The sequence below is a fragment of the Sediminimonas sp. genome (assembly GCF_024637375.1).
Classification (GTDB): Bacteria; Pseudomonadota; Alphaproteobacteria; order Rhodobacterales; family Rhodobacteraceae; genus Sediminimonas.
This window is the reverse complement of the sequence record NZ_JAGXFK010000087.1, coordinates 47,834-70,143: the sequence shown is the minus strand read 5'-3', so window position 1 is coordinate 70,143 and position 22,310 is coordinate 47,834. Positions and strand designations below refer to the sequence as shown.

Sequence of the window (22,310 nt, the reverse complement as noted above, 5' to 3'; positions counted from 1 at the left end):
CTGCGCACGCCCCGACAATTCAATTGCGCGTTCCGCCCGGGCACCGTGCGAACACGGGGCCCTAGCCTGCATATTGTTCCCGGTTTAAGGACGGAGTGCCAAGAAATCAACGCAGATCGAAAACTCTTTGCGCCTCGCGCTCGCGGCGTTTCGACAGGGTCCAGAGCCTGAGGGGCGGGTCGCGCCGGTCGCTTTTTCCGAACAGGCCACCGGTCTGTTCCCAGTAGCCCGCCTCGCGGAACCGGACCCGGTGATAGAGGCTGGTGTGTGTGACCAGCAGCAAGCTCACCGTCACGCCTTGCTGCGCCAGCCCGGCCGCGCGCCGGCGCAGGCGCGCGGCATCCCATATTCGCCCGCCAAGGAATGCGTCTTCGCCGGTTGCCAACGACGGAAAGGGCGTGAACGCGCCCGCCTCGTCCCGCAGCGGCGGCAACGAGCCGGGCAAGTCGCGCGCCAGCCCGTCGGCGATCCCGTCCTCCAGCCCGCGCAGCAGCGGCGCGACGTCGCGCGGCTCGACCGCGCCCATGACCATGCGTGCCAGGACGCGGCGGCGTTGTTCGTCGCGCAACCGGTCGAGGTGGCGCGCGTGGTCTTCGTCCGGGCAGTGCCGCCGCAGGAACACCGCCGTTGACGCGCCGACGTCATGCAGGCCGTACAGCCGCCGCCCGGTGCCGCGCCGGGCCGACGGCGCAGCGGCATGGTGCACCTGCGCCAGCGGCACGATGACGGTGCGATACCCCGCCTGCGCCAGCCGCAAGTTGAGGTCGGTTTCGTCGTGGTAGAACCTGTAGGCCGGGTCGAACCCGCCCAGCCCGGCCAGCACCGCGCGTCGCACCGCCATGTTGGTGCCCTCGGTGCGTGGCACCTCGCCCGCGCCGGTCGTCGGCGTGGCGGGGGTGGGGCCTTGCAGGGCCACATCCCGCGACCATCCGCCGCAGTCTATCACCCGCGCTTCGGCCTGGAAGGTGATGCCGTTGCGCCCGCGCACGAACCCGCCGGTGGCGGCGACGCCCGGGTCGGCGAAAGGCGCGGCAAGGTGATGGAGCCATTTCGGCTCGGCCACCGCGTCGTCGTCGATGAAGGCGACGACGTCGCCCGCCGCGGCGGCGATGCCGATGTTGCGGGTCGCCCCGATATTTGCCACGTCGCACCGCCGCTGCACGATTTCGCCGGCAAAGGGCAGGCACTGCACCGCGTCCAACCCGGCACGGTCGGCGACGACGATCACCTCGTAGGCGGGGTATTTCAGCCGCGCCAGCGCGCTCAGGCACAGCCGCAATTCGCGCGGGCGCGCGCGGCTGACCACCACCACGCTGACCGCGGGCGCGGTCATTCCATGCCCATCTCGGCCATCATCGCCTCGATGCGGGGTATGTCCTCGGGGTTGTTCAACTCCCAAAACTGACGCCCGCGGGCGGCGACCTCGACGCACAGGATCGGGAGGTCGTGTTCGAGAAAGCGCAACTGCTCCAGCCCTTCCAGCCCTTCCAGCGGGCCGGGGGCACGGCGCGCGTAATCGGCCAGCGCCGCTGCGCGATATGCGTAGGCGCCGACATGGTGAAAAACGGGCGTTTCGGCCTCCGGGGCGTAGTTGCCCGGCGTGTAGGGGACGACCTCTTTCGAGAAGTAGAGCGCGCGACGCGAGCGTCCGAAAACGGCCGTTGTGCCGCCCACGCGACCGGCGCGGCGGTCCTCCAGAAGGCCGTTCAGCGCCCGTCCGTCGCAGCGTAACACCGGGGTCGCAACCGCCGCTGCCGGGTCGGCGCGCAGCCCTTCCACCAGGTTCTCGATGAACCATGGCGGCGTCAGCGGCGCGTCGCCCTGGAGGTTCACCACGATGTCGAAGCCGCCGCCAAGCGCCGCATGGGCCGCGGCGCAACGTTCGGTGCCGTTGGCGCAGCTTTCGGGCGTCATCACCACCTCGGCGCCGAAGGCCTGCGCGGCATCGCGGATGCGCGCGTCATCGGTGGCCACCACCACCCTGTCGCTGCCATGCACCCCGCAGGCCGCGTGCCACGACCGTTCGATCAGGCTGCGGGCCGCGCCACCGGCACCGCGCAGCATCGCCAGCGGTTTGCCGGGGTAGCGGCTGGAGGCATGGCGCGCGGGGATGACGATCAGCACGCTCATGACGCGGGCTTCAGCTCCACCCCGGGGGCGTAGGCGATGAAGAACGGGTTCTCGAAGCCCGGTTTGCCGTAGCGCAGCGGTGCATGATCGTCGAAGCGCACGACGTGCCCGCCGGCGCCGTGCAGCACCGCGTGCCCGGCGGCGGTGTCCCATTCCATCGTCCGCCCCAGTCGCGGGTAGAGGTCGGCCTCGCCCGTCGCCACCAGGCAGAACTTCAGCGACGATCCGGCGCTGGTCATGTCCCTGACGGCGTAGCGCTTGATATAGGCGTCGGTGGCCGCATCGCGGTGTGATTTACTGGCCACCACCATCAGCGCCGAGTTGTCAGGTTTCCCGGTACGGATTGTACGGGTTTTCCCGATCGTGTCGGGGTTGAGTTCGCCCGTTTCCTCGACGCTGCTGCCGTCGGCAAGGGTCAGGAACATGCGCCCCTTCGCCGGGGCATAGACCACGCCGCGGGTCGGCACGCCATCCTCGACCAGCGCGATGTTGACGGTGAAATCGCCGCGCCGGTGGATGAATTCGCGGGTGCCGTCCAGCGGGTCTACGATCAGGAAGGTCGCCACGCTTTGTGCGTGCGACGCGGCCTGTTCCTCGGTCACCAGCGCGATGTCGGGAAAGGCGGCGCGCAGCCCGTCCGAGATCAGGGCATCGGCGGCCTCGTCGGCCTCGGTGACCGGGCTTTCGTCGGACTTGAGCTTGACCGCGAAATCGTCCGCGTCATAGATTTCCATTATCCTGTTGCCTGCCGCAATCGCGAGGCGGCGCATCTCGCCGATCAATGTCTGGTGATCCAATGTTTTCTCCGGGTCAGTCGTGGCCGCGCAGGGGCGGTTTTGTTGCCAAATTCGCGTGGCTCCCTTATGGTACGGCATCATCGGAACGGCAAGAATTCCCTGATACCCGTCCCTTGGACAGCGGAGAATTGAGGCGATGTTTCAACAATCGACGCGCCGGTCGGGCGTGGTCTCGGCCCTGATATTCGGGGAACTCGTCTATCACGGCATCGTGCGCGATATCCGCAAGACGCACGGTAACGCGCTGATGTCGATCCTGCTGAACATGCTGCAGATGTTCATCCTGGTCGCGGTGTTTTACGTGATGTTCACGGTGCTGGGCCTGCGTGGCGCGGCGCTGAGGGGCGATTTCCTGCTCTACATCATGTCGGGCATTTTCCTGTTCATGGTGCACAACAAGACGTTGGGCGCGGTCGTGGGCTCGGAAGGGCCGGCATCACCGATGATGAAACACGCCCCCATGAACACCATCGTGGCGATCGCCTCGGCCTCACTCGGGGCGCTGTACATCCAGGTTCTGTCGCTGGTGGCAATCCTGTTCATCTACCATGTCGGCTTCCACCCCTTCGTGATCGATCAGCCGATACCGGCCTTCGGAATGGTGCTTCTGTCATGGTTCGCCGGGCTATCGATCGGGCTGGTCCTGTTGGCGCTGAAGCCATGGTTTCCCGTCTTCGTCGGCGTGGTCACCACGATCTACCAGCGCGCCAACATGATCGCCAGCGGCAAGATGTTCGTCGCCAATACCTTGCCGCCGTCGATGCTGGCGATGTTCGACTGGAATCCGCTGTTTCATGCCATCGACCAGTGCCGCGGGTTCACCTTCATCAATTACCTGCCGCGCAACAGTTCGGTGGAATACCCTGTCTATTTCGGCATCGCGTTCCTGATGATCGGTTTGATGGGAGAGTTCTACACCCGCCGCCATGCTTCGTTGAGCTGGTCCGCCCGCCAGTGACCCGCCAGCCGGGTCAATCCACCACGCGTAGCGTCAGGTTGATGCGCCCGCCGCGGGGCAGCAGGGTGCTGCTGCCCGGCTTGACCCGGTCGATGCCGTGATACACCAGCCGCACCTCGCCGCCCATGCGCAGCACATCACCCGAGCGAAGCCAGATCGACTCGGTCTTGCCGCCGCGGGTGGTGTTGCCTATGCGGAACAGCCCCTCGTCGCCCAGTGACAGCGACAGAACGGGCCAGCCGAAATCGGCTTCGTCGCGATCCTGGTGCAGGCCCATGCGCGCGCCCTCGTCATACCAGTTGACCAGGCAGCAATCCGGGGCACGTTCGGGGCTCACCAGATCGCGCCAGACGGCCAGGACGCGTTCGGGTATCGGTGGCCATGCGTCGCCGTCGGGGTGGTGTGATGCATAGCGATAGCCGCTGCGATCCGACACCCACCCATAGCGCCCCGCCGATGTCATGCGCACGCTCATCCGCCGGCCCCCGGGCGTGACCGGTGAAAACAGCGGTGCCTGACGGATCACCGCGCGCAGATCCTCCACCAGGGCCTGCTGTTCCGGCGGACTCAGATACGCCTCGAAAACGTCCACGCCACGTATCGAAATCGTCGGCCGCGTCATCGAAACCCCTTTCGTGTCATTTCCGTCCTGCCGGCTTGGGCGGGATTCGTTTCAGTTGTCCGGCGCGCGGCGCTTGCAGCGTGCCGGCCCCCTCCTTATATACCCCTCGAAACGCGGCGGACGACCCCCGGACGCCGCACCCCGGATCGGGGCAGGATGCCATAACGGGTCCGTGCCTCGTGTAATCGCCTTGACTCAAGAAGGGATCGAAAAAAGATGTCCAAAGTAATCGGTATCGACCTCGGCACCACCAACAGCTGCGTCGCCATCATGGATGGCAGCCAGGCGCGCGTGATCGAAAACGCCGAGGGCGCGCGCACGACGCCGTCGATCGTCGCGTTCACGGATGACGAGCGGCTTGTCGGCCAGGCGGCCAAGCGCCAGGCCGTGACCAACCCGACCAACACCATTTTCGGCGTCAAGCGCCTGATCGGTCGCCGCAAGGATGACCCCGATCTGGCGAAAGACAACAAGAACATGCCGTTCAACGTCGTCGACGGCGGCAACGGCGACGCCTGGGTCGAAGCCAAGGGCGAGAAATACAGCCCCAGCCAGATTTCCGCCTTCATCCTCGGCAAGATGAAGGAAACCGCCGAATCCTACCTGGGCGAAGAGGTGACGCAGGCCGTGATCACGGTGCCGGCCTATTTCAACGACGCCCAGCGCCAGGCCACGAAGGACGCGGGCAAGATCGCCGGCCTCGAAGTTCTGCGCATCATCAACGAGCCCACGGCGGCCGCGCTGGCCTATGGTCTTGACAAGAAGACCAGCGAAACGATCGCGGTCTACGACCTCGGCGGCGGTACCTTCGATATCACCATTCTCGAAATCGACGATGGCCTGTTCGAGGTGAAGTCCACCAACGGCGACACCTTCCTGGGTGGCGAGGACTTCGACATGCGGGTCGTCAACTACCTCGCCGAAGAGTTCAAGAAGGAACACGGCGTTGACCTGACCAAGGACAAGATGGCGCTGCAGCGGCTCAAGGAAGCCGCCGAAAAGGCCAAGATCGAGCTGTCGAGTTCCAGCCAAACCGAGATCAACCAGCCGTTCATCTCGATGGACAAGGACACCGGTCAGCCGCTCCACATGGTGATGAAGCTGACGCGGGCCAAGCTGGAAAGCCTGGTGAACGACCTGATCAAGTCGTCGATGAAACCCTGTCAGGCGGCGCTCAAGGATGCTGGCCTGACCAAGGACGACATCGACGAAGTGGTGCTGGTCGGCGGCCAGACGCGGATGCCGAAAGTCATCGAGGAGGTGACCAAGTTCTTCGGCAAAGAGCCGCACAAGGGCGTGAACCCAGATGAGGTGGTCGCCATGGGTGCCGCCATCCAGGCCGGGGTGCTGCAGGGTGATGTCAAGGACGTGGTCCTTCTGGACGTGACGCCGCTGAGCCTCGGCATCGAAACCCTGGGCGGCGTGTTCACCCGTCTGATCGACCGCAACACCACCATCCCCACCAAGAAGAGCCAGGTATTCTCGACGGCAGAAGACAACCAGTCTGCCGTGACCATCCGGGTCTTCCAGGGCGAGCGTGAAATGGCGGCCGACAACAAGATGCTCGGCCAGTTCAACCTCGAGGACATCCCGCCGGCTCCGCGCGGCATGCCGCAGATCGAGGTGACCTTCGACATCGACGCCAACGGGATCGTGAACGTTTCGGCCAAGGACAAGGGCACCAACAAGGAACAGAAAATCACCATCCAGGCATCCGGCGGCCTGTCGGAGGACGACATCGAGAAGATGGTCAAGGACGCCGAGGAAAACGCCGAGTCCGACAAGGCACGGCGTGCGTTGGTCGATGCCAAGAACCAGGCTGAAAGCCTCATCCACTCGACCGAGAAGTCGCTCGAAGAGCACTCCGACAAGGTGGACCCAACCACCGTCGAGGCGATCGAACTGGCCATCTCGGCGCTCAAGGACGACCTCGAGAAAGACGATGTCACCGCCGACAAGATCAATTCCGGCATCCAGAACGTGACCGAAGCGGCCATGAAGCTGGGCGAGGCGATCTACAAGTCCAGCCAGGAAGAGGGCGAGGAAGCCCCCGAAGCGGCCGACGAGCAGGCCAAGGCCGGTGGCGACGACGATATCGTCGATGCAGATTTCGAGGATCTCGACGACGAAAACAAGCGCTCGTAACCGCGCGCCAGAACCTGAGCGGGCCGGTCCGGGTGGCTGGGCCGGCCCGTCACGTTCCTGACAAGGGGAAACCCAATGGCAAAACGCGACTTCTACGATGTGCTGGGCGTCCCTCGGGGCGCCTCGGCGGACGAGATAAAGAAGGCCTACCGCAAGAAGGCCAAGGAACTGCACCCGGATCGCAACGCCGACAACCCCGAAGCCGAAAAGCAGTTCAAGGAAGCGAACGAGGCGTACGAGGTTCTCAAGGACGCCGAAAAGAAGGCGGCCTACGACCGGTTCGGCCATGCCGCCTTTGAAGGCGGCATGGGCGGTGGCGGACCGCGGCCCGGTGGGCCGGGTGCGGGGCAGGGCGATTTTGCATCGGCCTTCTCGGACGTGTTCGACGACCTGTTCGGCGACTTCATGGGCGGTGGACGCGGCGGCGGTGGCCGCGGCCGGGCGGCGCGCGGCTCCGACCTGCGCTACAACCTGTCGGTGACCCTGGAAGAGGCCTATTCGGGGCTGTCGAAAACCATCCGCGTGCCCACGTCCGTGCCTTGTGACGCCTGTGACGGCAGTGGCGCCGAAAGCGGCTCGCAACCCACCACCTGCCCCACCTGTTCGGGTATGGGAAAGGTGCGGGCGCAGCAGGGCTTTTTCACCGTTGAACGCACCTGCCCCACCTGCGGGGGGCTGGGCCAGATCATCCAGAATCCATGCAAGGTTTGTGCCGGGCAGGGGCGCGTCGAGAAAGAGCGCGCGCTGTCGATCAACGTGCCGGCCGGTGTCGAAACCGGCACCCGCATCCGCCTTGCCGGCGAGGGCGAGGCCGGGATGCGCGGCGGCCCGACGGGCGATTTGTACATCTTCATCGACGTGGCGCCGCACGAGTTGTTCGAGCGCGACGGCAACAACCTGCATTGCCGCGTGCCGGTGTCGATGGCCACCGCCGCGCTGGGCGGCGATATCGAGGTGCCCACCATTGACGGCGGCCGGGCGCGGGTGAAAATCCCCGCAGGCAGCCAGTCGGGCCGCCAGATGCGCCTGCGCGGCAAGGGCATGCCGGCGCTGCGCGGCGGTGGCCATGGCGACATGTTCATCGAACTGGCGGCGGAGACCCCGGTGAACCTGACCGCGCGGCAGAAGGAGTTGCTGCGTGAGTTCGATGAGATGTCCGAGGACAATAACCCCAATTCCAAGACCTTCTTCTCGTCGGTCAAGAGCTTTTGGGATGCGATGAAAAGCTGAACCACTGCCCGTGTGAACGGATCGGCCGCGAAAGGGCGCCGCGTTGTTGCGGCGCCCTTTGCACATCCCGGATCACGCAGCCATGCACCACCGTGGCCGCGTTAACCGGATATTCACGCTGCGTGCGCAGGCTGCGGACATGACCCGCCGAAACGCCTTTTGCGAGGGGCCTTTGCCCCTGTTCGACAGCGACGAAGTGCAGGCCGTACAGCCGCTGCCGGGCGGGCGCGTGCCTTCCTACATGGCCGACCACCGCCAGCGGCTGCGTGCCCGCTTCATGCAGGGCGGCGCGCAGCCGATGCCGGACTACGAAATGCTGGAACTGGTGCTGTTCCGCGCCATCCCGCGGCAGGACGTCAAACCGCTGGCGCGCGCCCTTATCGACCGGTTCGGGGATTTCAACCGCGTCCTGTCGGCCCCCGTCGCCCGCCTGCGCGAGGTGCGCGGCGTCGGTGTGCGCGTGGTGGAGGAACTCAAGATCGTCGAGGCCGCGGCACACCGCATGGCCCGCGCGCGCGTCATTGACCGCCCCGTGATTTCGGGCTGGGATGCGGTACTCGACTACTGCCATACCACCATGGCGCACCGTGATACCGAACAGTTCCGCATCCTTTACCTGGATCGCAAGAACGTGCTGATCGCGGACGAGGAACAGGCCCGCGGTACCGTCGATCATGTGCCGGTCTACCCCCGCGAGGTGGTCAAGCGCGCGCTGGAGCTGAACGCCAGCGCGCTGATCCTGGTACATAACCACCCGTCGGGCGACCCCGGCCCGTCGCAGGCCGACATCTCGATGACCGCGCAGATCGTGGCAGCGGCCGAGGCACTGAACATCGCGGTGCACGATCACCTGATCATCGGCAAGTCGCGCGAGCTGAGCTTTCGCGCCGAGGGCTACCTCTGACGGGGCCGACTCAGCGCACCCATACCTCGACCCGCCGGTTGATGCGCCGCCCCCAGGCGCTGTCATCGCAGGCCATGGGCATGGCCTCGCCGAAACTGGTCACGTCGATGGCAAAGCGCGCGGTATCGGCGGTCGGGGCCGCGTCCAGAATGGCCTTGCGCGCGTTTTCGGCGCGGCGCAGCGCGATGGTACGGTTCAACCCGGCGGAGCCCTGGCCATCGCTGAACCCCACAAGCAGAAGGCGTCGCCCGTCATATTCCCCGTCTTCGAGCGCCCGCGCCAGTTGCCGCACATTGGTGCGCGATTGCGCATCCATGCGCGTCGACCCGGTGTCATAGCGAAATGTGGTCGTCAGTCGCTTCAGTGGCGCCAGGGTGGCGACCATGTCCTGCAAGGCGTCCAATCGGGCCTTCCCTCCGCCCGCGCGCGAGATCGCGTTGACCAGGCGGATGCCTTGCGCGTCGATACCGATCTCCTCGGCGCCCAGATCGGTGAAGCCTGCGCGCTGGATCACCTGCTGCGCCGCCGGGCCGCCGATATAGGCCATGAACTCGCGTCCCAGTTGCGGCAGCCGGCGCATCGGGCGGTAGAGCAGCAGCGGCATGGTGAGTGGGTAATCCTCGGTCTTGACGGAGCGGCGGCTGGCGCCGAGGGGAAAGCCGCAACTGCCGCTCAGCGCCAGCCGCCGCGTGCCGTCGCTGGCTGCGCTGCTGGCCAGCCCGATACCGAACGGATCGGCCGCGACGGCCGCGACCAGCGCCGCGTCGCTGTCGTGAAAAACCGTGTTCGCTGCCGGCGTGTTTCGTACCGGCGTCAGCATGAGATCGACCACCGCCTGACCGGCGCCCGCGTCGCTCTGGCCAAGATGCGGGGTAATGGGCGCGTCCGGTCCGCCCAAGGCGGCCCAGTTGTCGATACCTCCCGAAAACACCCGCGCCAAATCGGCGAGCGTGATCGTGTCAAGCGGGCTGTCCCGGGCGACGATCGGCACCAGCGCGTCAAGCGCGATCACCCGGCTCTGTCCCGGCGCCGCGAGATCGCCCAGCCCGGTGGCGCGGCCGCGGGCGGCCTCTTCCGCGCGTACCTCGCGGCGCGACATGACGATGTCGGCCTCGTTGGCCAGCAGATCGGCAAAGCCCTCGTCGCTGCTGGAAGACCTGATGCGGAACCGGCCTGCCTTGCGGCCCGTCCGTGGGTGCGACAGCAGATAGTGCTGCGCGCCGTTGGGCGACGCCTCTTTCTGCAGCGTGTAGCCGGCGCGCCGTGCAAACCCCCTGACCAACGCCGGCAACAGGACGCGCGCCATCGTGGGCGCCCCTGAAATTCTTATCTCGGCGACGAAATTCTCGAGGTTGGGGCAACCGGGCCCTTCGCACAACACACCGCTGCCATCCACCGTCAGTTCGCCGTAAACCGTCTCGACCCGATAGAAGCGCCCGTCAAAGCCCAGCAGGGTGCCGGAAATCTCGATGCCGCCATCGCGCGACGACAGCCGTACATCCTGCGCCGCCACAGGGCTGGCGCAGATCGCGAAAACGGTCAGTGCGGCGGCGATGGCCGCACGCGCAATGGTCATTTGAGCTGCCTCGACTACCCACGCCTCAGTTGCGGGCGATATTCAGGTCTCGGTCGAGGTTTTTCAACACAAGAAAATCGCCCTTGGCGTCGCAGTCGGGCATTGCCATCGACAGGTCATGCGACTTCAGCGCGTCGCCGGATGCCAACTGCAACACCTGCGCGCTCACCTCGTGGCCGCAATTGGCGCCGGTGACCTCGGCCTCGATATTGACCACGACATCGGCGTTGCCGCCGGGAAAGGTGTAGACATCGGCGCGCAGGCCATCGGGCCCGGTTCCGTCGCCGAAATGGTGAAACATGCCGTCGTCGTTGCGAGGCGCCGCCTGGTCGCCGCTGCCGGCCCAAAGGTGCCCGGGCTCGCCGTAGGCGGCACCATCTTCGAAGGCGTGCAATTGCAGGCCGTCGTCGCCCTGCCATTGCAGGACGACGCGTTGATGCGTGGGCAGGTCCGGAACATGGGCCTGTGCGACGGCGCCGTTGCCATCGCCGAAAGAGACGATGTAGATCGCGCGCTCTGCCAGCGCCGGGGCGGTGACGGTGGCCGAGCCGTTCGGTCCCACCGGGTGGGAAAACATCATGCCATTGTGGTGAAAGGTCACGTTGCGCCCTGCAAGGCAGGGGTCGGAAAGCGCCAGGCGAACCATGGCGTCGGGCGCGGCCGTGGCGATGAATTGCGGCTCGCAATCGGCGCGCGGGGTATCGTCGCCGCCCGTCACGCCGCGATCGGGGCCCGCGACAAGCATTTTCCGCGGTGCGACCGGGCGCGCGACCGGGTCGATCGGGCGCACCGCCATGTCGGGGGCGGCAGCGGTGAAGGTGATGTCGGTGAGCGTCAGCTCGGGGCCCCGTGATTGCAGCGCCGGCTGCGCCTGGGCCACTTGTATGGCGCGGGTCGGGGCCGGGGACGTGGTGTTGGCGAGATGGAAGCCGTAGCCGATACCCAGTGCCGAGGCCACGGTTCCCCCCACCAGCATCAAGGGTGGCAGCTTGATCATTTCAAACCCCTTCGCGGTTTGCGGTTCAGGGGCAATTGAAGCATCGAAAATGGGCGCCACTGTGGCGTCGCCGCGGAGTCAATGAGGCGTGCGCCGCCGCGCGTGCGAACGGATCAGAGAAGATCAGAGAAACCGCCCGTGGCAGTGCTTGAATTTCTTCCCCGAGCCGCAGGGGCAGGGCTGGTTGCGACCAGGGTTGCCCCATGTCGACGGGTCGCTTTCGACGAAGCCCTCGACCGCGTCGGGCAGGGCCGCGCCCGTTCCGGCGGTCTCGTCCGGTCCGGTGGCCTGCGCCTGATCGGCGGCCTTGTCCAGTTCGGCCTGCTGGGCCTGCATCTGCTCGATGAGTTCCTGCTGCTCGGCCTCGGTCATCGGGCGTACCTGCGCCAGCTTTTGCGTCACGTCTTCGCGCAGGCTGTCGAGCATGCCCTCGAAGAGCTGGAATGCCTCGGTCTTGTATTCGTTGAGCGGGTCGCGCTGTGCATAGCCGCGAAAGCCCACGACGCTGCGCAGGTGTTCCAGGGTCAGCAGGTGTTCGCGCCACTTGCCGTCGATGGTTTGCAGCAGCACCTGCTTCTCGATCCGGCGCATGGTATCGGGACCGAAGGCGCCGGCCTTTTCGGCCATCATCGCCGCGGCGGCCTCTTCCAGGCGCTCGGCGATGTGCTCGTCGTCCACGCCTTCTTCGTCGGCCCATGCGACAACCGGCACGTCAATACCCAGCTTGTCGATGCACGCGGCGTGCAAACCTTCTGTATCCCACTGATCGGCATATGTTTTCGGCGGCATGTACTGGTCGATCAGGTCGTCGATCACCTGGCTGCGCATGTCGGAGATGATCTCGGATAGGTCATCGGCCTCCATGATCTCGCGGCGCTGGCTGAAGATCACCTTGCGCTGGTCGTTCATCACGTCGTCGAATTTCAGCAACTGCTTGCGGATGTCGAAGTTGCGCCCTTCGACCTTGGCCTGCGCGCGTTCCAGCGACTTGTTCACCCACGGGTGAACGATCGCCTCGCCTTCCTTCATGCCGAGGCCCGACAGAACCTTTTCCAGGCGCTCGGACCCGAAGATTCGCATCAGGTCGTCTTCGAGGCTGAGGAAGAATGCCGACCGCCCCGGGTCGCCCTGGCGTCCCGAGCGGCCGCGCAACTGGTTGTCGATACGCCGGCTTTCGTGGCGTTCGGTGGCCAGCACGAACAGGCCGCCGGCCTCGATCACCTTGGCGTTCTCCTCGGCGTGTTCGGCCTCGATGCGCGCGCGCACTTCCTGCGGGTCGGCATCGGGGTCGGCGTCGAGCGCGTCCTGCACCTTCAACTCGACATTGCCGCCAAGCTGGATGTCGGTGCCGCGCCCCGCCATGTTGGTGGCAATGGTCACCGCGCCCAGTTTGCCGGCCTCGGCGATGATCTGCGCCTCTTTCTCGTGGTGGCGCGCGTTGAGAACGTTGTGCTCGATACCTGCCTCGGTCAGCAGCGTGCTGAGCATTTCGGACTTGTCGATCGAGGTGGTCCCCACCAGCATCGGCTGCCCCTTGGCATGCGCCTCGCGGATTGTCTCGACGATGGCATCCAGCTTTTCCTGCTGGGTGCGGTAGACGGCATCGTCGTCGTCGACCCGCGCAATGGGGCGGTTGGTGGGTACCTCGACAACGCCCAGCCCGTAGATCTCGGCGAATTCATCGGCCTCGGTCAGTGCGGTGCCGGTCATGCCGGCCAGTTTCTCGTAGAGGCGGAAATAGTTCTGGAACGTGACCTGCGCCAGCGTGACGTTCTCGGGCTGGATCTCGACCCCTTCCTTGGCCTCGATCGCCTGGTGGAGCCCGTCCGACAAGCGCCGCCCGGGCATCATCCGGCCGGTGAACTCGTCGATCAGCACAACCTGTCCGTCGCGCACGATGTAGTCCTTGTCGCGCGTGAACATCTTGTGGGCCTTCAGCCCGTTGTTGACGTGGTGCACGATGGTCGTGCTTTCGGGATCGTAGAGCGATTGCTCCTCGGGCAGGATGCCGCGGGCGTGCAGTATCTGCTCCAGCTCCTCGTTGCCCTCGTCGGTGAAGGTGACGGTGCGCTGCTTTTCGTCGAGGACGAAATGCTCGTCCGTCAACTCCGGGATCAGCTTGTCGATGGTCGTGTAAAGATCGCTGCGGTCGTCCGACGGCCCCGATATGATCAGCGGCGTGCGCGCCTCGTCAATCAGGATGCTGTCCACCTCGTCCACGATGGCGAAGTGGTGGCCGCGCTGGTACATTTCTTCGAGGCTGGCCTTCATGTTGTCGCGCAGGTAGTCGAAGCCCAACTCGTTGTTGGTGGCGTAGGTGATATCGGCGGCGTAGGCGCCCTGTTTCTCGTCCTCGGCCTGGCCGGGATAGACCACCCCGGTGGTCATCCCCAGTGCCCCGTAGACGCGGCCCATCCATTCGGCATCGCGCCTGGCGAGGTAGTCGTTGACGGTGACGATGTGCACGCCCTTGCCGGTCAGCGCATTCAGGTAGGCCGGAAATGTGGCAACCAGCGTCTTGCCTTCGCCGGTCTTCATCTCGGCGATGTTGCCCTGGTGCAGGAAAATGCCGCCCATCAGCTGCACGTCGAAGGCGCGCAGGCCCAATGTGCGGCGCGCGGCCTCGCGGCAGTTGGCAAATGCCTCGGGAAGCAGGTCGTCGACACTTTCGCCGTCGGCCAGGCGTTTCTTGAATTCGTCGGTTTTTTCCCTGAGGCCTGCGTCGGGTAGCTTTTCGAACTCGGGTTCCAGCGCGTTGATCTGTTCGACCATCGGGCGCGTCGCCTTGATCTTGCGGTCGTTCGGGGTGCCGAAGACCTTCTTGGCGATTGATGAGAAACCCAGCATGTTCAATCCGTTCCCGTATTTCCGCTCGTGCGTGGCCACAGGCTTGCCCGCGGTTTCCACTATGCCTACAAGGGACGGGAAATGCAGCCTGACCTTGGCCCTACCGCGATGTAAGGGGAGGCTGCATGAGTGTCAACGCCGCGCGCGGAAAGCGTGCAAATCAAGGACGAATCAATGACTGGACACCGCAGATTTCTGTCAGCGCTGGTGCTGGCGGTCTTCGCCGCCTCGCCGGCCGCCGCGCAGGACACCACCGACACCGCCGACAATTCCGGCGCGGCAGCGGCGGCCGACACCGTCGTGGCCACCGTGAACGGCGATGAGATCACCCTGGGTCAGATGATCATCGCGCGCAGCAGCCTGCCCGAGCAGTACCAGTCGATGCCGGACGATGTACTGTTCCAGGGCATTCTCGACCAGTTGGTGCAGCAGACATTGCTGGCCCAGACCATCGAGGACAAGATGCCGGCGCGGGTAAAGATGGCGCTGGAAAACGAGAAGCGCACGCTTCTGGCCTCGGAAGTGGTCAATTCCATCGTCGGCGGGGCGCTGACCGAGGATGCGATCAAGGCCACCTACGAGGAAACTTACGCCAACGCCGAACCGGCACGCGAGTGGAACGCCTCGCATATCCTTGTCAAGACCGAGGAAGAGGCCGCCGCACTGGCCGCCCGCGCCCGCGAGGGCGAGGACTTCGCCAAGCTGGCGCGCGAGCATTCGACCGGCCCTTCGGGCCCTGGCGGCGGCGAATTGGGATGGTTCGGAGGCGGCGAGATGGTGCCAGAGTTCGAGCAGGCGGTCACCGAGTTGGAGGCCGGGCAGGTCTCGGACCCGCTAAAAACGCAATTTGGCTGGCACGTCGTCCGCCTGAACGATACGCGGCTCAAGGACGTGCCGGCGCTTGACGAGGTACGCGAAGAGCTGACCGCGCAGGTGCAGCGACAGGCCGTCGAGGCGCGGGTGACCGCGTTGCGCGAGAGTGCCGAGATCGCGTTGCCCGGACAGGAAGGTATCGACCCGGCCGCGCTCGGGAATATCGAGCTTCTCAAGGACTGAGCCATGGCCATGACGCCCGCGCGCTCGCCGCTTGCCCCCGATGGTTTCCCGCGGTTGCCCCGGGTCGCCGGGGTGCGCTTTGCCAGTGCCGAGGCCGGGGTGCGCTATGCGGCCCGTGCCGATGTCATGCTGGCCCACCTGGCGCCGGGCAGTACCGTCGCGGGCGTCTTCACCCGGTCGGCCACCCGCGCGGCGCCGGTGCTGGATTGCCAGGCCAAGATCGGCGCCGACAGCGATGCCGGCGCCGCGATCATCGTCAACTCCGGCAATGCCAACGCCTTTACAGGCAAGTATGGTGCGCGTTCGGTAGAGGCGATAAACGCGGCGGTCGCCGAACGGCTGGGCCTGCCGGCGGAACGGGTGTTCCCGGCCTCGACCGGGGTGATAGGCGAGCCACTGTCGCATGATCGCATTGTCGCCGTACTTGACGAACTGGCAACGGGGCTGAGCCCGTCGGGCGTCGAGGGCGCAGCGCGCGCCATCATGACCACCGACACCTTCCCAAAAGGCGCCGGGCGCGAGATTTCGGTGGCCGGCGGCGGCACGGTGCGCATCGCCGGCATCGCCAAGGGCTCGGGGATGATCGCGCCGGACATGGCGACGATGTTGGTCTATATTTTTACCGACGCGCGGATCGCGCGCCCGGCGCTGCAATCGCTGCTGGGGCGGCTGACCGATCGCACCTTCAACTGCATCACCGTCGATAGCGACACTTCGACCTCCGACAGCCTGATCGTCGGCGCCACCGGCGCGTCGGGGGTGGACGTGGACGACGACCCCGCCTTTGCCGCGGCGCTGGAGGCGGTGATGCTGGACCTGGCGCAGCAGGTGGTGCGCGACGGCGAGGGGGCGACCAAGTTCGTCGAGGTGCGCGTGACCGGTGCGGCCAGCGACGCCGATGCGCGCACCCATGCGATGTCGATCGCCAATTCGCCGCTGGTCAAGACCGCGATCGCCGGCGAAGACGCCAATTGGGGCCGCGTGGTGATGGCAGTGGGCAAATCCGGTGCCGCCGCCGACCGCGACCGCCTGTCGATCCGGTTCGGCGATATCACCGTGGCCGAAAACGGCTGGGTCGCGCCGGGCTATGACGAGGCTGCCGCCAGCGCCTACATGAAGAACGCTGAACTGGTCATCGGTGTCGATATCGGGCTCGGGCAGGGGCAATGCACGGTCTGGACCTGTGACCTGACCCATGGATATATCGACATCAACGCGGATTACCGGTCGTGAAAATCGTTCTTGTTTCGGCCGTGGCCCTGATCGACCGCGACGGGCGTGTCCTGCTGACGCAGCGCCCCGAGGGCAAGGCGATGGCCGGCCTGTGGGAATTTCCCGGCGGCAAGGTCGAGCCGGGCGAGACACCCGAAACAGCCCTGATTCGCGAACTCCGCGAGGAGCTGGCCATCGACACCTGGGAAAGCTGCCTCGCGCCGCTGACCTTTGCCAGCCACGGCTACGACGATTTCCACCTGTTGATGCCGCTGTTCGCCTGCCGCAAATGGCAGGGCATACCGGCCCCGCAGGAAAAGCAGGCACTCAAATGGGTGCGCGCGGATGCCTTGCGCGACTACCCCATGCCGCCCGCGGATATCCCACTGGTCCCGATCCTGCGCGACTGGCTTTGACCACGAAAAAGGGCCGCAATAGCGGCCCTTTTCGCATGATCGCATTCGCTTTGGATCAGGCGAGCTTGCGCTCGACTTCCTCGCGTTCGAAAATCTCGATCACGTCGCCGGGGCGGATGTCGTCGTATTTCTCGAACGCCATCCCGCATTCCTGACCAGACTGAACCTCGTTAACGTCGTCCTTGAAGCGTTTCAGCGTTTTCAGCGTGCCTTCGTGGATCACCACGTCGTCGCGCAGCAGGCGCACGCCGGCCGAGCGGCGCGCGATGCCTTCGGTGACCAGGCAGCCGGCCACCTTGCCGACGCCGGTGACCTTGAAGACCTCGCGGATCTCGGCATAGCCGATGAACCGCTCGCGGATCTCGTTGCTGAGCAGGCCGCTTGCTGCCGCTTTCACGTCATCGACGAGGTCGTAAATCACCGAGTAGTAACGGATCTCGACGCCCTTCTGGTTGGCGCTGTTGCGCGCCGGCGCGTTGGCCCGCACGTTGAACCCGAAGACCGGCGCGCCCGATGCTTCGGCCAGGCCGATGTCGGATTCGGTGATCGCGCCGACGCCCGAGTGCAGCACGCGCACGCGCACCTCGTCGTTGCCGATCTTTTCCATCGCCTGAACGATCGCTTCGGCCGAGCCCTGCACGTCGGCCTTGACCAGAATCGGCAATTCCTTGACGTTCTCGTCTTCCTTGGCCTTGGCCATGAGCTGTTCGAGCGACGTGCCGGCCCCCGCGGTGGAGCGCTTTTCCTTGGCCTTTTCCTGGCGGTATTCGGCGATTTCGCGCGCTTGCGCTTCGGTTTCGACCACGTTGAGCACATCGCCCGCTTCGGGCGTGCCGTTGAGGCCAAGCACCTCGACCGGCACCGACGGCCCGGCCTCGTTCACTCGGTCACCGTGATCGTTGATGAGGGCGCGCACCTTGCCCCACTGTTCGCCTGCGACGAAGATATCGCCCCGGCGCAGTGTGCCCTTCTGAACAAGAACCGTGGCGACAGGGCCGCGGCCGACATCCAGTTTGGCCTCGATCACGGCGCCTTCGGCGGCGCGGTCGGGGTTGGCCTTGAGTTCAAGAATCTCGGCCTGAAGCGCGATGGCTTCTAGCAACTCGTCAAGCCCCTGCCCGCTTATGGCACTGACCTCCACATCCTGCACGTCGCCCGACATCGCCTCGACGACCACTTCGTGACGCAACAGATCCGAGCGCACCTGATCGGGGTCGGCGGCTGGCAGGTCGACCTTGTTGATCGCGACGATCATCGGAACTTCGGCGGCCTTGGCGTGGTTGATCGCCTCGATGGTCTGCGGCATCACCGCGTCATCTGCGGCGACCACCAGCACGACGATATCGGTCACCTGCGCGCCACGCGAGCGCATCGAGGTGAACGCCGCGTGGCCCGGCGTATCGAGGAATGTAAGCGGCGCGCCGCTGTCGGTCGTCACCTGGTAGGCGCCGATATGCTGGGTAATGCCGCCGGCCTCGCCCGAGACAACCTTGGCATCGCGAATCGCATCCAGAAGCGACGTCTTGCCGTGATCGACATGGCCCATGATGGTAATCACCGGCGGGCGCGGCTTGAGGTCTTCGTCCTTGTCTTCGATCGCGTCGATGACATCTTCGACATCGGCATCGGACACGCGCTGTACGCGGTGGCCGAATTCCTCGACAATCAGTTCGGCGATATCAGCGTCGATGGTCTGGTTCTGGGTGACCATCATGTCGTTCTGCATCAGCGCCTTGACGACATCGGCCACGCGCTCGGCCATGCGGTTGGCCAGTTCCGACACCACGATCTGTTCGGGTACCTGCACCTCGCGCACGACCTTTTCGCGTTCGACATTCTGGCCCATGGCCTTCTGACGGGCGCGTTCCTGCTTGCGCTTCATCGCCGCCATGGATTTCTGCCGGCCACCTTCGCCGCCCGAAAGCGCCTGGTTGAGCGTCAGCTTGCCCGCGCGGCGGCTGTCGTCGCCCTTGCCCTTGCCACGGGCGGGGCGTTCGTCCTGTGGGCGTTCCTTCTTGCGGGCTTGCGCCGGGGCGGGCTTGCCGCCGCCGCGCGCCGGCGCCGGCACGTCTTCGGGGGCGGGCTGCGCGGGGGCGGTGGCCTTCTTCTCGGCCTCTTCCGACTCGCGTTTGGCGCGCGCCTCTTCCTCGACCTTGGCCTTGAGCGCATCTTCGCGCTCGCGTTCCTCGCGCTCCTTCGTCTCCGCCTCCTCGCGGCGACGCTGGCGCTCTTCCTCGCGCGCGCGCTCGTCCTCGGCGCGCTTCTCGGCCTCGCCGGCTTCGCGCGCCTTGGCAGCTTGCAACGCCTTCAGCCGGCGTTCCATTTCGGAATCGGAGATCCCGCCGGGCCGCTTCTTGGGGTCGCCCTGTGCGGGTTTGCTGCCCTGCGCGTCCGACCCGGCGGACTTGCCCGCCCCCGGCTTGGGAACCACAACGCGCTTGCGCTTGGTTTCCACCACGACGTTCTTGGTCCGGCCGTGGCTGAAGCTCTGCTTCACGTTCCCCGAACGGGGCCCGCCACGTACACCCAAAGTCTTCTTGCCGTCGTTGTCGCTCATATGGCTCTTCTATCCTTTCCGGCGGCCTTCGCGCCGTCCGAGACGCGCAGACCCTTCAGTCTTGCCGCCTCCTCTACAACACGCGCGGACAAACCTCCAGCGCCAAGCGCTGCATGTATTACAGTTTGTCGCCCGAAGGCCGAACCCAGCTCGTCTGCCGTCAGCCAGCCGATAAAATCACCGCGGTGCGGCGTGCTCAGTTTCGACTTGCCGCGCTCCGACCCGTCGCTGGCCTGGATCAATACCGTCGCCTGTTCCTTGGCGAGCCAATCCTTGACCTTCTCGTAGCCCGCGACGGCCGCGCCGCCTTTTCGGGCCAAGCTTATCAAATCCACCACGCGCCGCGCCAACAGCGCCTCGACCCTGTCTGCCAGGTCGTCGGGCACCCGCACCGGCTGCTTGGCGGCGCGGGCGAAAAGGTTCTTGCCGGCGGCGCGTTCGAGCGCGGCGCGCCGCGCCGTCACCCAGATACCACGTCCCGGCAGTTTACCCAACAGGTCGGGCGCCACCTCACCGTCGGGTGAGACGACGAAGCGGATCAGGGCCGATGTCGGCAACACCTCGCCCGTTGCGATGCATTTCCGCTCGGGGCCATCGCCGGCTTCATTTCCGCTTCGCTCTGTGCGCGCCATCCAGTTCTCCTGCCGATCCGGGTCAGGCCCCGGCCCCGGTTTCGGCGTCTTCCGCGTCTGCTTCGACGTCCTCATTGGCGCCGCCGACCAGGTCATCGGGGTCGACCCAGCCCAGCATTACGCGTGCCGTCATGACCATGTTCTGCGCCTCGGCGAGCGAGACGTCGAATTTTTCCAGAAGGCCCTCGTCCTTGACGCGCTCGCCGTCGATGGTCGTCCAGCCGCCGGCCAGTTCCCAGTCGGCGCAGGTTGCGAAATCTTCCAGCGTCTTGATGCCGTCCTCGGCCAGCGCCTCGACCATCTGGGGTGTCAGGCCCTCAAAGTCAACCAGGCTGTCCTCGACCCCCATTTCGCGGGCACGATCCAGCGCCGCCTTGGCCTGCGCTTCGAGATTGTCGCGCGCGCGGGCCTGAAGCTCGTCGGCTGTGTCCTCGTCGATGCCGTCGATCACAAGCAGTTCGTCGCGTTCGACATAGGCCACCTCTTCGAGCGAGCTGAACCCCTCGGACACCAGAAGCTGGGCAAAGAACTCGTCGAGGTCCAGCGTGTCCATGAACAGCTGGGTGCGCGTTTCGAATTCCTTCTGGCGGCGTTCGCTGTCCTCGGCCTCGGTCATGATGTCGATGTCCAGCCCGGTCAACTGGCTGGCCAGCCGCACGTTCTGGCCGCGCCGGCCGATGGCGAGACTGAGCTGCTCGTCGGGTACGACCACTTCGATCTGGCCGGCATCCTCGTCGATGACCACCTTGCTGACCTCGGCGGGTTGCAGCGCGTTGACGAGGAAGGTCGCCTGGTCCTCGTTCCACGGGATGATGTCGATCTTCTCGCCCTGCAATTCGTTGACGACCGCCTGCACGCGGCTGCCGCGCATGCCCACGCAGGCGCCGACCGGGTCGATCCCGCTATCGTAAGAGATCACGCCGATCTTTGCGCGCGAGCCGGGGTCGCGCGCGACCGCCTTGATCTCGATGATGCCATCGTAGATTTCCGGCACCTCCATCTTGAACAGTTCCGCCATGAACTGCGGATCGGTGCGCGACAGGAATATCTGCGGGCCGCGCGTTTCGCGGCGCACGTCCTTGATATAGGCGCGGATGCGGTCGTTGGGGCGATAGGATTCGCGGCCGATCTTCTCGTTGCGGCGCAGGATCGCCTCTCCGCGGCCCACGTCGACGATGACGTTGCCGTATTCCTCGCGCTTGACCAGCCCGTTGATGATGGTGCCGATGCGGTCCTTGAATTCCTCGTACTGGCGGTCGCGTTCGGCTTCGCGCACCTTTTGCAGGATCACCTGCTTGGCGCTTTGCGCGGCGATGCGGCCCATCTCGACGGGGGGGACCTCCTCGACATAGGTGTCGCCGACCTTGGGGTCGTCCATGTACTGGCGGGCCTGTTCGACGGTCATCTCGGCCTGGTAGTTTTCCAGTTCGTCATCCTCGACCACGGTGCGCACGCGGGTGAATGTGGCGCGTCCGGTCTTGCGGTCTATCTCCACGCGGATGTCCATCTCGCTGCCGTAGCGGCTCTTGGCGGCGCGGGCGAGGGACTCTTCCATCGCTTCCACCACCAGCGCGGGGTCGATCATCTTTTCGCGGGCCACGGCCTCGGCGGTTTGCAGCAGTTCAAGCTGGTTGGCAGACGTGATCGCCATGGGTTCAGTCCTCCTCAGACCGGGTGTCGGTCTCGATTTCGTCGAAAGCGGTTTCGTTCAGGGTGCCGGAATCCTTGCGGCTTTTCAGCATGTCGCGGATAAGATCGTCGGTCAGCACCAGCTTGGCATCCGACAGCCAGTCGAATTGCAGCCCCACGGTGCCTTCGGGCAGGTTGATCAGAACTTCATCGCCCTCGGTGCCCGCGAGCATGCCCTTGAAGCGGCGGCGCCCGTCGATCAGTTCGGTCGTTTCCAGTTTGGCCTCGTAGCCCTCGAAGGCTTCGAAGTCCTTCATCCGGGTCAGGGGGCGGTCGATACCGGGGCTGGACACTTCGAGCGTGTATTCGTCGAGGATCGGGTCTTCGACATCCAGAATCGCGTTCAGCGCGGTGCTGATCTCGGCGCAATCGTCCACCTCGATGCCGCCCTCGGGACGATCGGCCATGATTTGCAGCGTGGTTTTCTTGCCGCTCATCAGGCGCACGCGCACCAGTTCGAACCCCATGTCCTCGATCACGGGGGTGACGATCTCGGCCAGCCTGCGATCCATGGCGGCTTTGGCGATCAGGTCGTTGGTCAT

18 protein-coding genes are annotated in these 22,310 nt (G+C 65.5%); 7 read left to right on the top strand and 11 right to left on the bottom strand.

What is annotated here, in order from left to right; translation table 11 throughout:
* Positions 1–106: 106 nt before the first annotated feature.
* Genes Q0L89_RS13440 through cysQ form a run of 3 tightly spaced genes read right to left on the bottom strand, consistent with a single transcriptional unit; the run spans position 107 to position 2,927 of the window.
* On the bottom strand, positions 107–1,333 hold the full coding sequence (locus Q0L89_RS13440; RefSeq protein WP_296766045.1) for a glycosyltransferase: 1,227 nt from the start codon (positions 1,331–1,333) through the stop codon (positions 107–109).
* The gene (locus Q0L89_RS13435) at positions 1,330–2,130 is read right to left on the bottom strand and encodes a manno-octulosonate cytidylyltransferase (RefSeq protein ID WP_296766043.1); all 801 of its coding nucleotides are present in this window, start codon (positions 2,128–2,130) and stop codon (positions 1,330–1,332) included. Before Q0L89_RS13435 ends, Q0L89_RS13440 begins: the two co-directional genes overlap by 4 nt.
* On the bottom strand, positions 2,127–2,927 hold the full coding sequence (cysQ, locus tag Q0L89_RS13430; protein WP_296766040.1) for a 3'(2'),5'-bisphosphate nucleotidase CysQ: 801 nt from the start codon (positions 2,925–2,927) through the stop codon (positions 2,127–2,129). The genes Q0L89_RS13435 and cysQ overlap by 4 nt, the downstream gene beginning before the upstream one ends.
* Before the next feature lie 136 nt (positions 2,928–3,063).
* Between cysQ and Q0L89_RS13425 the strand changes: the two genes are divergently transcribed.
* Positions 3,064–3,885 (top strand): ABC transporter permease, encoded by an 822-nt coding sequence (locus Q0L89_RS13425; protein WP_296766037.1) that lies wholly within the window; start codon positions 3,064–3,066, stop codon positions 3,883–3,885.
* Between the two features lie 13 nt (positions 3,886–3,898).
* On the opposite strand, the gene Q0L89_RS13420 is transcribed toward Q0L89_RS13425, so the two are convergent.
* On the bottom strand, positions 3,899–4,507 hold the full coding sequence (locus Q0L89_RS13420) for an alpha-ketoglutarate-dependent dioxygenase AlkB (protein WP_296766036.1): 609 nt from the start codon (positions 4,505–4,507) through the stop codon (positions 3,899–3,901).
* 216 nt (positions 4,508–4,723) lie between these two features.
* Between Q0L89_RS13420 and dnaK the strand changes: the two genes are divergently transcribed.
* The 3 genes from dnaK (at position 4,724) to radC (ending at position 8,786) form a co-directional block, all read left to right on the top strand.
* Complete coding sequence (gene dnaK, locus Q0L89_RS13415) at positions 4,724–6,652, top strand: molecular chaperone DnaK (protein ID WP_296766034.1); 1,929 nt, start codon at positions 4,724–4,726, stop codon at positions 6,650–6,652.
* 75 nt (positions 6,653–6,727) lie between these two features.
* Positions 6,728–7,882, top strand: coding sequence for a molecular chaperone DnaJ (gene dnaJ, locus Q0L89_RS13410; protein ID WP_296766033.1), 1,155 nt, complete (start codon positions 6,728–6,730; stop codon positions 7,880–7,882).
* A gap of 139 nt (positions 7,883–8,021) precedes the next feature.
* Positions 8,022–8,786, top strand: a complete 765-nt coding sequence (gene radC, locus Q0L89_RS13405; RefSeq protein WP_296766030.1) for a DNA repair protein RadC — start codon at positions 8,022–8,024, stop codon at positions 8,784–8,786.
* 10 nt (positions 8,787–8,796) lie between these two features.
* Here radC and Q0L89_RS13400 read toward each other — a convergent pair whose 3' ends face one another.
* The 3 genes from Q0L89_RS13400 to secA form a co-directional block, all read right to left on the bottom strand.
* The gene (locus Q0L89_RS13400) at positions 8,797–10,362 is read right to left on the bottom strand and encodes a phosphate ABC transporter substrate-binding/OmpA family protein (RefSeq protein ID WP_296766027.1); all 1,566 of its coding nucleotides are present in this window, start codon (positions 10,360–10,362) and stop codon (positions 8,797–8,799) included.
* Positions 10,363–10,387: 25 nt separating this feature from the next.
* Positions 10,388–11,359, bottom strand: a complete 972-nt coding sequence (locus Q0L89_RS13395; protein ID WP_296766025.1) for a hypothetical protein — start codon at positions 11,357–11,359, stop codon at positions 10,388–10,390.
* A 123-nt stretch (positions 11,360–11,482) separates the two neighbouring features.
* Positions 11,483–14,206: a preprotein translocase subunit SecA gene (secA, locus tag Q0L89_RS13390; protein WP_296766022.1), complete on the bottom strand. Its 2,724-nt coding sequence runs from the start codon at positions 14,204–14,206 to the stop codon at positions 11,483–11,485.
* A 174-nt stretch (positions 14,207–14,380) separates the two neighbouring features.
* Here secA and Q0L89_RS13385 point away from each other — a divergent pair, with 174 nt between their 5' ends.
* The 3 genes from Q0L89_RS13385 to Q0L89_RS13375 are packed head-to-tail and all read left to right on the top strand — an operon-like array spanning position 14,381 to position 16,890.
* The gene (locus Q0L89_RS13385) at positions 14,381–15,262 is read left to right on the top strand and encodes a peptidylprolyl isomerase (protein ID WP_296766019.1); all 882 of its coding nucleotides are present in this window, start codon (positions 14,381–14,383) and stop codon (positions 15,260–15,262) included.
* A gap of 3 nt (positions 15,263–15,265) precedes the next feature.
* On the top strand, positions 15,266–16,495 hold the full coding sequence (gene argJ, locus Q0L89_RS13380; RefSeq protein WP_296766017.1) for a bifunctional glutamate N-acetyltransferase/amino-acid acetyltransferase ArgJ: 1,230 nt from the start codon (positions 15,266–15,268) through the stop codon (positions 16,493–16,495).
* Entirely contained in the window at positions 16,492–16,890 is a 399-nt protein-coding gene (locus Q0L89_RS13375; protein ID WP_296766014.1) for a (deoxy)nucleoside triphosphate pyrophosphohydrolase, read from the top strand. Before argJ ends, Q0L89_RS13375 begins: the two co-directional genes overlap by 4 nt.
* 55 nt (positions 16,891–16,945) lie before the next feature.
* Here Q0L89_RS13375 and infB read toward each other — a convergent pair whose 3' ends face one another.
* Genes infB through rimP form a run of 4 tightly spaced genes read right to left on the bottom strand, consistent with a single transcriptional unit; the run spans position 16,946 to position 22,310 of the window.
* Positions 16,946–19,447 carry a translation initiation factor IF-2 gene (gene infB, locus Q0L89_RS13370; RefSeq protein WP_296766012.1) on the bottom strand — a complete coding sequence of 834 codons (2,502 nt, stop codon included), beginning with the start codon at positions 19,445–19,447 and terminating at the stop codon, positions 16,946–16,948.
* Complete coding sequence (locus tag Q0L89_RS13365) at positions 19,444–20,079, bottom strand: RNA-binding protein (RefSeq protein ID WP_296766009.1); 636 nt, start codon at positions 20,077–20,079, stop codon at positions 19,444–19,446. The genes infB and Q0L89_RS13365 overlap by 4 nt, the downstream gene beginning before the upstream one ends.
* Positions 20,080–20,101: 22 nt before the next feature.
* Positions 20,102–21,730: a transcription termination factor NusA gene (nusA, locus tag Q0L89_RS13360; RefSeq protein ID WP_296766007.1), complete on the bottom strand. Its 1,629-nt coding sequence runs from the start codon at positions 21,728–21,730 to the stop codon at positions 20,102–20,104.
* A gap of 4 nt (positions 21,731–21,734) precedes the next feature.
* Positions 21,735–22,310, bottom strand: coding sequence for a ribosome maturation factor RimP (rimP, locus tag Q0L89_RS13355; protein WP_296766004.1), 576 nt, complete (start codon positions 22,308–22,310; stop codon positions 21,735–21,737).

Bases quoted from the DNA above. Each gene is read 5' to 3' on its own strand.
- Q0L89_RS13440 (WP_296766045.1), bottom strand. From the start codon at position 1,333: ATGACCGCGCCCGCGGTCAGCGTGGTGGTGGTCAGCCGCGCGCGCCCG.
- dnaJ (WP_296766033.1), top strand. From the start codon at position 6,728: ATGGCAAAACGCGACTTCTACGATGTGCTGGGCGTCCCTCGGGGCGCC.
- Q0L89_RS13400 (WP_296766027.1), bottom strand. From the start codon at position 10,362: ATGACCATTGCGCGTGCGGCCATCGCCGCCGCACTGACCGTTTTCGCG.
- radC (WP_296766030.1), top strand. From the start codon at position 8,022: ATGACCCGCCGAAACGCCTTTTGCGAGGGGCCTTTGCCCCTGTTCGAC.
- Q0L89_RS13395 (WP_296766025.1), bottom strand. From the start codon at position 11,359: ATGATCAAGCTGCCACCCTTGATGCTGGTGGGGGGAACCGTGGCCTCG.
- Q0L89_RS13420 (WP_296766036.1), bottom strand. From the start codon at position 4,507: ATGACGCGGCCGACGATTTCGATACGTGGCGTGGACGTTTTCGAGGCG.
- secA (WP_296766022.1), bottom strand. From the start codon at position 14,206: ATGCTGGGTTTCTCATCAATCGCCAAGAAGGTCTTCGGCACCCCGAAC.
- rimP (WP_296766004.1), bottom strand. From the start codon at position 22,310: ATGACCAACGACCTGATCGCCAAAGCCGCCATGGATCGCAGGCTGGCC.
- argJ (WP_296766017.1), top strand. From the start codon at position 15,266: ATGGCCATGACGCCCGCGCGCTCGCCGCTTGCCCCCGATGGTTTCCCG.
- dnaK (WP_296766034.1), top strand. From the start codon at position 4,724: ATGTCCAAAGTAATCGGTATCGACCTCGGCACCACCAACAGCTGCGTC.
- nusA (WP_296766007.1), bottom strand. From the start codon at position 21,730: ATGGCGATCACGTCTGCCAACCAGCTTGAACTGCTGCAAACCGCCGAG.
- Q0L89_RS13435 (WP_296766043.1), bottom strand. From the start codon at position 2,130: ATGAGCGTGCTGATCGTCATCCCCGCGCGCCATGCCTCCAGCCGCTAC.
- infB (WP_296766012.1), bottom strand. From the start codon at position 19,447: ATGAGCGACAACGACGGCAAGAAGACTTTGGGTGTACGTGGCGGGCCC.
- Q0L89_RS13385 (WP_296766019.1), top strand. From the start codon at position 14,381: ATGACTGGACACCGCAGATTTCTGTCAGCGCTGGTGCTGGCGGTCTTC.
- Q0L89_RS13365 (WP_296766009.1), bottom strand. From the start codon at position 20,079: ATGGCGCGCACAGAGCGAAGCGGAAATGAAGCCGGCGATGGCCCCGAG.
- Q0L89_RS13425 (WP_296766037.1), top strand. From the start codon at position 3,064: ATGTTTCAACAATCGACGCGCCGGTCGGGCGTGGTCTCGGCCCTGATA.